The 11,763-nt window shown below is 32.3% G+C and carries 9 protein-coding genes and 1 pseudogene; 4 read left to right on the forward strand and 6 right to left on the reverse strand.

All coding sequences use genetic code 11. The annotated features are described in order from the left end of the window. Positions 1 to 40: 40 nt before the first annotated feature. Both ACNG5D_RS01805 and ACNG5D_RS01810 read right to left on the reverse strand, forming a co-directional pair. Positions 41 to 718: a ComF family protein gene (locus ACNG5D_RS01805; RefSeq protein ID WP_418181789.1), complete on the reverse strand. Its 678-nt coding sequence runs from the start codon at positions 716 to 718 to the stop codon at positions 41 to 43. After that, the gene (locus tag ACNG5D_RS01810) at positions 715 to 3,255 is read right to left on the reverse strand and encodes a PQQ-dependent sugar dehydrogenase (protein ID WP_418181790.1); all 2,541 of its coding nucleotides are present in this window, start codon (positions 3,253 to 3,255) and stop codon (positions 715 to 717) included. The genes ACNG5D_RS01805 and ACNG5D_RS01810 overlap by 4 nt, the downstream gene beginning before the upstream one ends. Before the next feature lie 285 nt (positions 3,256 to 3,540). On the opposite strand from ACNG5D_RS01810, the gene ACNG5D_RS01815 reads away from it, so the two are divergent. Then, positions 3,541 to 5,085, forward strand: coding sequence for a glycine--tRNA ligase (locus ACNG5D_RS01815; RefSeq protein ID WP_418181791.1), 1,545 nt, complete (start codon positions 3,541 to 3,543; stop codon positions 5,083 to 5,085). Positions 5,086 to 5,235: 150 nt separating this feature from the next. Here the strand turns inward: ACNG5D_RS01815 and ACNG5D_RS01820 are convergent, their stop codons facing one another. Both ACNG5D_RS01820 and ACNG5D_RS01825 read right to left on the reverse strand, forming a co-directional pair. Next, entirely contained in the window at positions 5,236 to 5,706 is a 471-nt protein-coding gene (locus tag ACNG5D_RS01820; RefSeq protein ID WP_418181792.1) for an Lrp/AsnC family transcriptional regulator, read from the reverse strand. Positions 5,707 to 5,820: 114 nt separating this feature from the next. Further along, positions 5,821 to 7,188 (reverse strand): annotated as a pseudogene (locus ACNG5D_RS01825) (saccharopine dehydrogenase family protein); the annotation flags it as partial. Between the two features lie 108 nt (positions 7,189 to 7,296). Here ACNG5D_RS01825 and ACNG5D_RS01830 point away from each other — a divergent pair. Then, positions 7,297 to 7,695 (forward strand): DUF423 domain-containing protein, encoded by a 399-nt coding sequence (locus tag ACNG5D_RS01830; protein ID WP_418181793.1) that lies wholly within the window; start codon positions 7,297 to 7,299, stop codon positions 7,693 to 7,695. A gap of 61 nt (positions 7,696 to 7,756) precedes the next feature. Continuing rightward, complete coding sequence (pckA, locus tag ACNG5D_RS01835) at positions 7,757 to 9,373, forward strand: phosphoenolpyruvate carboxykinase (ATP) (protein WP_418181794.1); 1,617 nt, start codon at positions 7,757 to 7,759, stop codon at positions 9,371 to 9,373. A 132-nt stretch (positions 9,374 to 9,505) separates the two neighbouring features. On the opposite strand, the gene ACNG5D_RS01840 is transcribed toward pckA, so the two are convergent. After that, positions 9,506 to 10,255, reverse strand: a complete 750-nt coding sequence (locus tag ACNG5D_RS01840) for a uroporphyrinogen-III synthase (RefSeq protein WP_418181795.1) — start codon at positions 10,253 to 10,255, stop codon at positions 9,506 to 9,508. A gap of 20 nt (positions 10,256 to 10,275) precedes the next feature. Next, positions 10,276 to 10,923: a DUF4271 domain-containing protein gene (locus ACNG5D_RS01845; protein WP_418181796.1), complete on the reverse strand. Its 648-nt coding sequence runs from the start codon at positions 10,921 to 10,923 to the stop codon at positions 10,276 to 10,278. Between the two features lie 116 nt (positions 10,924 to 11,039). On the opposite strand from ACNG5D_RS01845, the gene ACNG5D_RS01850 reads away from it, so the two are divergent. Then, positions 11,040 to 11,762, forward strand: coding sequence for a polyprenol monophosphomannose synthase (locus ACNG5D_RS01850; RefSeq protein WP_418181797.1), 723 nt, complete (start codon positions 11,040 to 11,042; stop codon positions 11,760 to 11,762). The last annotated feature ends 1 nt before the right edge of the window (position 11,763 follow it).

The following is an 11,763-nucleotide window of genomic DNA, read 5'->3' on the forward strand; positions in this document are numbered from 1 at the left end:
ACCTACATAAATTCGGCTAAAAAATATAACGTAATTAGAGTTATGCTATTGCCATAGTGGCAATACTAACTTTTATATTTTTTGCTTGGTTTAAAATTAAAATACAGGCCTCAAGAGTTGCTCCTGTTGTAATAATATCATCAACAATTAAAATATGTTTGTTTTCAATTTTAATTTTATTTTCAAGAGTAAATAATTCTTCATTATTATTCCAACGTGCTAAACGCTTTTTATTAACCTGAGATTTGGTATTGGTTATTTTTAGAAGCACATCGTTTAAATAAATTGCATCTAGATTTTTAGCTATTTGTTGGCCAAATTTATCAACTTGATTAAAACCTCTTTTTTTAAATTTTTTTTTGTGTAATGGAACAGGAATTACAACATCAATATTTTTGTATTCAGGAAGTGTTTTTAATTCGCCACCAAGCCAATTTCCTAAAGCGGTACCTATGTGTTCTTGTTTTTTGTATTTTAAATTATGAATGAGTTGCTGTATTTTTCCTTTTTTTTCAAATCTAAAAAGCGCTGTAGCATTTTCTATTTTAGCACGCCCATAAAGTACTTTTTTTACATGATCGTTATTATCAAAGTGAAAATTTGTAAGAGGTAAATCGTGCCTGCAATCTAAACAAATTGTTTCTATGTTGTCGCTTAATAGGTTATTACATGCATTACAAACTTTTGGAAAGAATAAATTTACTAATCGTTTAATCATTCGTTTATTTTTACCACTTTAAATACGGCTCCATTTTTAAATTTCAAAAAATAAAGACCTTCAGAATATTTTGAGATATTTAAAGTAGAACTTTCACCTTCTGTAATTAACTTGCCTGAAATATCAATGAGCTTCCAAACTTTTTTAGACGATAATTGAATTTTTCCAGTAGTAGGGTTAGGATGAGCAAATGTTATGTTATTGCTTGGGAATGAAGTGTTCAAATTTTTATCCAATTCACAAAAAGCAGTATTGTTTGCATTAATCATTCCAGCTGTTGAGAAATTTCCTCCAACAAATAATGTGTTAGTTGCATTTGTGTCAGTTGCGAAATGCATAGTATTTATTTTAATATCAACTCCAACGGTTGTGTTTAAACCTAGAGCTTGCCAGCCTTCTGCCAGGCTCCATCGTGCTATATTGTTTACTATGTAACTGTTGCTAGAGTCTATATTAGCAAGATCGAAAGCACCAGCTGCGTAAAGATACGTACCATCATGAACTAGTGCATTTACTATATTGTTAACACCGTTATTTAAAGAAGACCAAGATAAAGTATTTCTATCCCATCTAGCTAATCGATTTACAGTTTGTCCTCCTGCAATGGCAAAGTTTCCCCCAATAAAAATTTCAGAAGGGGTTGTTACAATAGCCTCAACAAACCCACTTGTGCCATCTCCTAAGGAGCTCCAACTTGTGCCATTCCAAGTAGCAATTCTGTTAGCGGTATTACCACCAGCTTCATCAAAATTTCCTCCGGCATATAGCGTGCCTGCTTCATCAATAGCTAAAGAGCGAATTTCATTATTAGTACCAGATGTAGCTGTTGTGGCATCGGTAAGAGCACTCCATGTACTGCCATTCCATTCAGCAATATTTCTTACTGTGCTTCCATTTATAGTTTCAAAAACACCTCCAGCATATAAATTACCATTGGTTTGAAATACAAGTGCAGCAACACTACCATCAATACCAGAGCCTAATGTAGCCCAAGTATTACCATCCCATTTCGCAATATTATTTGCAGTTATACCTCCAATCTCAGTAAAAGAACCTCCTGCATATATATCTCCATTTGGGGCTATGGCTATAGCGTTAATAGTTCCGTTTGAACCACTACCTAAATTATGCCAACCAGTAGTTTCGTTCCAATATGCAATATTATTGGCAGAAATAGTACCAGCATTATTAAAACTACCACCATGATATACATTCCCGTTTGGAGCTGTAACTATGGTATTAATAATTCCATTTGTAACACCTTCGTTTAATGGAGACCATTGTCCAATTCCATTTACTACGGTTCCTGATGGAGGTGTAGTACCGTCAACTAACTTGTAAATTCCTGCATTAGTCCCATAATCAGTAAAGTATAATTCCCCACTTTGATCTATTCCAAATGATGATATAAATTCCCCAGTTGTTTTAAATAAAAAAGTACGACTAGCATTTCCTGTTGAAGAATTATAATTTAAAGCCCATACTCTTCCACTTATATAATCACCATAAATGTATTTAGAGTTTATATCTGGAGATAGACTAGTGATTTCTGATCCTCGATAAACATAGCCTCCTGTTATTGATTGATCGCCTTGACTATGGTTAGCAAAGAAAACTGGAAATTCTGTTGGCCCTGATATTGTAACACCACTATTTGCAATAGAGTTAGCTTCAAAACGACTCCATCCATAATTTTTGCCATTTTCTATAATATTAATCTCTTCATAGGCGTTTTGTCCTACATCGGCACCCCAAAGTCTACCAGTAACTTCATCAAAAGAAAATTTCCATGTATTACGTATTCCGTATGCAAATATTTCATCCAGCCCACTAGTACTTACAAAAGGGTTGTCACTTGGTATTTCATAATTACCATCAGGTAATACAGGGTTTGTTTCTATAGGGTTATTACCATCTAAATCAACATCTATTCTTAAAATGCTTCCAAAAGCTGTATTAGTGTTTTGTCCATTTCCTTGGGGGTCATTACCACCACCACCATCGCCAATAGAAGCATATAAATATCCATCAGGGCCAAAAGCTATTTTCCCACCATTGTGATTACTGTTATTTTGATTTTTATCAATTTGAAAAAGAATTAACTCACTATTTGGGTCAACAAAGTTGGGATTTGCTGAGCTAACAGTAAATTTAGAGAGTACCATTCTTTCAGAAATTCCACTTACAGGACTATCTGTAATATAATAAACATAGAAAAAGCCATTTGTTTCATAATGTGGATGGAACGCCAAACCTAAAAGTCCCATTTCTTGACCATTTATAAATCGTACTCTATCGGTAATGTCGAGAAAAGTGTCTACAGATGCTGGAGTAACATTATTTTCATTTGGAAATACTTTAATACGCCCAGGTTGTTCAACAATAAAAAATCTATTAGAATTATCATTAGCATTTTGAATTTCTACAGCAAACTCAAAACCTAAATTAGGGAAAGCTGCTTCGTAAGTAATTTGAGCATTAGAAAAAATAGATGTAAAAAAAATAATAGAAACGATAAGTGTTATGAGATTTTTCATTTTTAGTGTTTTCATATAGGTTTGAGAGCTATAAAAGTACAAAAAACTTATGTTTTTAAATTTCATCTTGTTTAATAGTAGTGAATTATGCAATTTTTTGGTGTGAGAAATATTAAAATCTTTTTATGTTTAATTTAATGTTATATGCTTTTAAGCCCATAATGCATTTTGTTTGAAGAAGTTTTTATGTCAAAAAAACAACTAAATATGCAGATGTTAAATTTTGGTTATTATTTTTTTGTAAAGAATTGAATTTGTTTTAAGCGGTTTTTTATTTTTGCACCTATGGCAAATCAAGACGATCAATTTAAGAAAGTAATATCGCATGCAAAGGAATACGGATACGTATTTCAAAGTAGTGAGATTTACGACGGTTTAAGTGCAGTATACGATTATGCACAAAACGGCGCAGAATTAAAGAAAAACATACGCGACTACTGGTGGAAAGCCATGGTGCAGATGAATGAAAACATAGTAGGTATTGATGCAGCAATTTTTATGCACCCTACTACTTGGAAAGCTTCAGGGCACGTTGATGCGTTTAACGACCCCTTAATAGACAATAAAGATTCTAAAAAACGCTACAGAGCAGATGTTTTAATTGAAGATTATTGTGCTAAAATAGAAGCAAAGATTGAAAAAGAAGTAAAAAAAGCCGAAAAACGTTTTGGTGATGCTTTTAATAAAGAGGAGTTTGTAACAACTAATGGGAGAGTTCTTGGATATCAAGAAAAAATAGATACTACACTTTCTAGAATGGCAAAATCTTTAGAAAAAGAAGATTTAGCCGATGTTAAAGCGCTTATTGAAGAGTTGGAAATTGCAGATCCACTAACAGGAAGTAAAAACTGGACAGATGTTAAGCAATTTAACTTAATGTTTGGTACTAAACTTGGAGCATCAGCCGATACGGCAATGGATTTATATTTGCGTCCAGAAACAGCGCAAGGTATTTTTGTTAACTTTTTAAATGTACAGAAAACAAGCCGACAAAAAATTCCTTTTGGGATTGCACAAACAGGAAAAGCCTTTAGAAATGAAATTGTTGCAAGGCAATTTATTTTTAGAATGAGAGAATTTGAGCAAATGGAGATGCAGTTTTTTATAAAGCCAGGAACTCAAAAACAATGGTACGACCATTGGAAGAAAACTCGAATGAAATGGCATTTATCTTTAGGAATGGGGGCAGATAATTATCGTTTTCATGACCATGAAAAATTAGCACATTATGCTGATGCTGCAGCCGATATAGAATTTAAATTCCCGTTTGGTTTTAAAGAGCTAGAAGGTATTCACTCAAGAACCGATTTCGATTTAAAAGCGCATGAAGAGTATTCTGGTAAAAAATTGCAATATTTTGACCATGAAGATAATGCTAACTATACGCCTTATGTTTTAGAAACATCTATAGGTTTAGATAGAATGTTCTTAGCTGTTTTCTCTAATTCTTTACAAGAAGAAGCGCTTGAGAATGGAACAACACGAACGGTGTTAAAATTGCCAAGTGTTTTGGCTCCAGTAAAAGCAGCTATTTTACCATTAGTTAAAAAAGATGGTTTGCCAGAAATAGCTAAAGAAATAGTTGAAGAGTTAAAATGGGATTTTAATGTAGTATACGATGAAAAAGATGCTGTAGGCCGTCGTTACAGAAGGCAAGATGCTAACGGAACACCATTTTGTATTACAGTAGATCATGACTCTAAAGAAGATGGCTCGGTTACAATACGCCATCGAGACTCTATGGAGCAAGAACGTGTTAAAATTAAAGATTTAAGACAAATTATTAAGCAAGAGGTAGATGTTCGTACTTGGTTAATGAAAATGAAATAGAATTTAGTAAGTATAGAGTCGCCCTAAAATAGGTTGACAGCTTTTAATAAATTAGATTAAACCGATGAAGATAGCTTTCATCGGTTTTTTTGTTGTTATGTATAAAGTTAGGTGTTTTTCATATTAGGACTCAAATGAGGCCTTTTGTTGTTATATGTGCACTTGTCTATCAATTTGTTGATCTAAAGAAATAAGCGATTCGGTACGTTGTACACCAGTAATTGGTTGAATTTTTTCATGGAGTAGTCGCATTAAATGAGCATTATCTTTACTTAAAAGTTTTATAAATAGACTATAATTACCAGTTGTATAATGGCACTCTAAAACTTCAGGTATGCGTTTTAAGGCTCTAACAACATCATCAGTATTTGCCGCTTTGTCTAAATAAATACCAATAAAAGCTAAAGTTGTATAGCCCAAAACTTCTGGATTAAGTATAAATTTTGAGCCAGTAATAAGTTTAGATTTTTCTAGTTTTCGTAAACGTTGGTGTATAGCTGCACCAGATATACCAACATGTCTGGCAATTTCTAAAATGGGCGTTCTAGCATCAGTAGTTAAGGCACGAAGTATTTTTTTGTCTATACCATCTATAATTATGGATTTTGTTTTTTGTTTCATTTTGTTATGATATGAAACTATAAAAGTACATATTAGATTTTAAATAATACTCTAAGTCTGGATAGCTAGATAGTCTTGTTTATGTTTTTTGTGTTAATAAAATTCTATAAAACATTAACTATTTAATGGGTTGTAGCCCAGATATGGTACTTCTTTTTCTTGAAAAACGATACCATAGTTTTCTAATTCATTTAAAATAGGTTGATACACTTCTTTGGTTATTGGTATTTGTACACCAGGTGTTTTTATTTTTCCGTTTAAAATGGCTAGAGTAGCCATAGCAACAGGTAAACCTACAGTTTTAGCCATGGCAGTAAAAGTTTGGTCTTCGCCTAGAGCAACCATATTAGCATCAATCTGGTATTTTTTTCCGTTGAGTTGGTAACCAAATTTATGATACATAACAATCATGTCTTTGTCGGATTTTGAAAGTGTCCAGCTATCCATTAGTATTTTTTGCAGAATTTCGGCAGGAGTTGCTTTTTTAAGTTCTACAGGTTTGTTAGCATTAAATATATCTAGCTCTATAAGTTTATCCCAAACAACATCATCTTGATCTATTTTTAGTGCGTGCCTTAATTTAAGCTCAACAGAATCTGAAGGGCTATATGGTAAAAATGCGTTCACAAAATCTCTATAGCTCATGTTTTCGCTATCATCAATAGTGTAACTGTCGTCGGTCATGCCAAGCGATACAAAAATATTCCAAGCCCGACTAAAGCCAACGCGCCTCATAGTGCCTCGATATAAGGTTTTTATGTTGTCGAGTTTATAAACACTTTGGTATTTTAATGAGTCTCGGTTTGCGTATGCTTCAAAGCGACCAAAATTTTCAATTTCTAAAAATTCTGTACGCCTAAACAAGCGGTTGTATGGGATATATTTGTAAGCGCCTTCTTGAAGAAATTTTGCAGCTCCACCTTGGCCAGCAATAACTACATTTCTAGGGTTCCAGGTAAATTTATAATTCCAAAGGTTATTGTCGCTTTCTGGAGCAACCAAACCGCCAGTAAACGATTCGAATAGAATCATTTTTCCGCCTTTATTTCTTATGCTATCAATAACTTTCATGGCACTCATGTGGTCTATCCCAGGATCAACTCCAATTTCATTCATTAAAACAAGCCCGTTGGTTTTAGCATCATCATCTAAAGCTTGCATTTCTGGACTTACATAAGAGGCTGTAACCATATGTTTTTTATAGAGTATACAGTCTTTAGCCACTTCAATATGAAAACGAGCAGGAAGCATAGATATAACTATATCTGAGTTTTTTATAGCCGTTTTTCGTAATGTTTCATTAAAAATATCTAAAACAATAGCTTCAGCATTTTTATGTTTATTAATTAAGATTTTGGCTTGTTCTATATTTAAATCGGCAATAGTTATAAATAAATTTTCAGATACAGATTTATCTAAAAGATACTTTAATAAGTATGAGGTTGATTTTCCAGAACCAATGATTAAAATCTTTCGCATATTGAATTTAGTTGAGTATTTTTGTTTTGATTATTGTTTTACTGAAAACGCTTTCAATTTTACGAAATTAATAAATATTAAAAGAGTTTATTGAGAATAATTTATAAAAAAATGAATAAAACGATTTTAATTACAGCATCGCTTTTAGGTGTAATAAGCATAATATTAGGTGCTTTTGGTGCACATGCTTTAAAGGAACTAATACCTTATGAAGCTCAACAAACTTTCGAAACAGGTGTGCGTTACCAAATGTATCATGCACTTTTGTTGTTATTTGTTGGAAGTACAACGTGTATTAATAGTAAAACAAAAAAGATAATGTATTACTTGGTGGTAGTAGGTTTATTGCTTTTTTCAGGTTCTATTTATGGTTTAGCAACAAACACGTTAACCCATTTTAATTTTAAAGCCATAGGATTTGTAACTCCAATAGGTGGTTTGTGTTTAATTTTAGCTTGGTGTTTTATGTTTATCTCTTTTTTGAAGATTTCGTCCAAAAAAGCCAATTAAGTTATGGATTCTTGAAATAATTGTCTTTATTTTGCACTATAAGATAATTTTGAACCAAGTTATGGAAAATTACAATCAAGTTACGAAAACGATTTCGTTAGAAAAGTATGGCATTAAAAATGCAAAAGTAAATTATCAATTACCCCCTGATGAGCTTCATGAAATTTCAATTTCTAAAGGTTTAGGTGTCCAAGCTTCTTCCGGAGCATTGGCAATTAATACAGGGGAGTTTACTGGGCGTTCTCCTCAAGATAGGTTTATTGTAAAAGATGATGTTACTAAAGACCGCATTTGGTGGGGCGATATAAATATTCCGTTCGAGCCAGATAATTTTGATAAATTATATGATAAGGTTGTAAATTATTTATCTGAAAAAGAACTTTTTGTTAGAGATAGTTATGCTTGCGCCGATGAAAACTATAAGCTTAAAATTCGTGTTATAAATGAGTTTCCTTGGAGCAATCAATTTGCTTACAATATGTTTTTGCGTCCAACCGAAGCCGAATTAGAAAATTTTGCGCCAGAGTGGACTATAGTTAATGCGCCAGGCTTTATGGCTGTAGCTAACGAAGATGGAACGCGACAACATAATTTTGCTATTTTAAATTTTACCAAAAAAATAGCACTAATTGGAGGAACGGGTTATACAGGCGAAATTAAAAAAGGTATTTTTTCTGCATTAAACTTTATATTACCAGTATTTAAAAACACCTTACCAATGCATTGTAGTGCTAATATTGGTAAAGATGGAGATACGGCAATATTTTTCGGGTTATCGGGTACAGGAAAAACAACACTCTCTACAGATCCTAATAGGAGTTTAATTGGAGATGATGAGCATGGTTGGACAAACGAAAACACCGTATTTAATTTTGAAGGTGGTTGCTATGCAAAAGTAATTAACCTTTCAAGAGATAATGAGCCAGAAATTTTTGATGCTATTAAAAAAGGGGCTATTCTTGAAAATGTTATTTTAAATGATAAAGGCGAGGTCGATTTTCAAAACACATCGATTACCCAAAACACAAGAGTAAGTTATCCAATTCATCATATTGAAAATATACAAGAGCCATCAATTGGTAAAAACCCAAAAAATATATTCTTTTTAACAGCCGATGCTTTTGGAGTTATACCCCCAATTTCAAAATTAACCCCAAGCCAAGCGGCATACCATTTTATATCTGGTTATACAGCAAAAGTTGCAGGAACCGAAGCAGGTGTTAAAGAGCCTCAACCATCATTTTCGGCATGTTTTGGAGCGCCATTTATGCCTTTACATCCAGCTAAATATGCTGAAATGTTAAGCAAAAAAATGATTGAGGCCAATGTAAATGTGTGGTTAGTAAATACAGGTTGGACAGGTGGTCCTTACGGTGTTGGAACCAGAATGAAATTAAAGTATACACGTGCTATGATAAATGCTGTTTTAAATGGCGATTTAGGACTTTATAATTACGACGATTACCATATACACTCGGTATTTGGAGTGGCACAACCAAGATCGTGCCCAGGTGTACCAACAAGTGTATTAAGCCCAAGAGCTACTTGGAATGATGATGAAGCTTATTATAAAACAGCCTTTAAGCTTAGTAATGCGTTTAGAGAAAACTTTAAAAAGTTTGAAGCACATTGTAGTGAAGAAATTCGTCGTGGTGGCCCACAGCGTTATGCATTTTAATTTTAAGTGTTTTGATTTATTCCCGTGAAAGCGGGAGTTTTTCAAAAAATATTATATAAAACAAGCAAAAAAATAAAAAGGGATGGTTTTTAAAACCATCCCTTTTTTAATTTATTATCATTAAACAAAGTCTTATTTTCCTTTGTTAGCTTTCTCTATATATTTTTGTAAAGCCATAGTCATTGAAGGAGTTTCTGGCGTTGGTGCAGCAATATCTACACGTAATCCTTTTTCTTCAACAGCTTTAATAGTAGTATTTCCAAACACAGCAATTCTAGTTTCGTTTTGTTTAAAATCTGGAAAATTTTGAAATAAAGACTCTATTCCAGAAGGGCTAAAAAACACTAAAACATCGTAAGATACATTGGCTAAATCAGATAAATCGCTAACAACGGTTTTGTAAAACGTTGCTTGTTTCCAATTTACACCTAAAGCATCAAGCGTTTCTGGTACTGCGGGTTTTACTTTATCGGTATTTGGTAGCAAGAATTTTTCATCTTTATACTTTTTAATTAAAGGCGATAATTCTGCAAATGTACGTTTACCAACATAAATTTTACGTTTTCTGTATACTACGTATTTTTGTAAATAGTAAGCTACAGCTTCAGACTGGCAAAAATATTTCATAGAGTCTGGAACTTTAAATCGCATTTCGTCTGCAATTCTAAAAAAATGATCTACAGCATTTCTACTCGTTAAAATAATAGCAGTATAATCACTTAAATCAACCTTTTGATGCCTAATTTCTTTAGCTGACACACCTTCTACATGAATAAACGGTCTGAAGTCTATTTTTACGCGTTGCTTTTCTTGTAAATCGAAGTAAGGCGAGTTTTCTATTTTAGGTTCTGGTTGAGATACTAAAATGGTTTTCACTTTCATATGCGCAATTTATTTAGCTTTTAATTTGCAATAAACACCTTATATAAAATAACATAGGGTGCAATTTCAAGAGCGCAAAGATACAAAATAAAATAAAACAAGTTGTTTTTTATTAAATTTTGATGTGTTTTAAACGAACTAATTAAGCCTATAATATTAACTATTAATAATAACGAAACAATGCCGTAAATTAGTGGTAATGTAGCTTGTAGGCTATAGAGCAGTATGGCATTTATAGGTAGTAATAAAAGCCCTAAATAATTTTTAAAACTTATTTTTTGAAAAATATATTGGTCTATAAGCTTATCAATTTCAAAAAGACTACCAATTAAGCGTTCTATAAGTACTTTAATAAGTATAAAAACACCAATGCTAAAGGTTAGCTTAAACATGGTGTTGCCAGAAATATTTTGGGTTTCTGTAATCTGCTTAAAAGCAATAAAAAAGAAAACCGATACCGCTAAAATTAAATTAGTAAATAGTAAAGCATCAAATTTGTCGAAAAACTTCTGGTCTCTAGAATAAATTTTAAGGTATTTGTCGTTTCCAAGCACTAAAATAAAATCGTCAAACCGTTTAGGTGCAACCAATTTGGCAATAGCTACAATAACTAAACCTATAACTAATAAGATAGTGAGTATTTCGTTTGAAACAATATGACGAAGCATGCCATAAAATTATTATAATTTTTAATATTGGGCTATATTATTAAGAAATATTTAAAATAAATAATGGCTTATTAATGTACATTTGCTAAAAATTAAAAGAGGTTATAAAAATACGTATGCTTAATACTGTTGTAATTATTCCAACATATAACGAGATAGAAAATATAGAGGCTATAATTAGAGCTGTGTTTTCTCAATCTGATGCTATACACGTACTTGTTGTTGATGATAATTCGCCAGATTTAACAGCCTTAAAGGTTAAAGCGCTTCAAAAAGAGTTTTCAGAAAAATTATTTTTAGAAATTAGAAAAGAAAAATCTGGATTGGGCACCGCATACATACATGGGTTTAAATGGTGTTTAAAAAAGGGTTATAACTATATTTTTGAAATGGATGCCGATTTTTCGCACAACCCAAAGGACATTATAAAACTCTATAACGCTTGCCATGTAGAAGGTGCAGATTTGGCTATAGGCTCTAGATACAAAACAGGAGTAAATGTGGTTAATTGGCCCATGAATAGAGTGCTTATGTCGTATTGGGCATCAAAATATGTGCGCTTAATAACAGGTATGAAAATACACGATACTACCGCCGGTTTTGTATGTTATAAAAAACATGTACTAGAGGCCATAAACCTAGATAGGATAAAATTTATAGGTTATGCATTTCAAATTGAAATGAAATTTAAAGCTTATATTAAAAAGTTTAAAATAGTAGAAGTACCAGTAATATTTACCGATAGAACAAAAGGAGAGTCTAAATTAAGTTCAGGAATAATTTCTGAAGCTATTTTTGGAGTTATTTCAATGAAGTTGAAAAGTTTTTTTAAGACATAAA

The organism is Algibacter ulvanivorans (assembly GCF_048381495.1).
GTDB classification, from domain to species: Bacteria; Bacteroidota; Bacteroidia; order Flavobacteriales; family Flavobacteriaceae; genus Algibacter_B; species Algibacter_B ulvanivorans.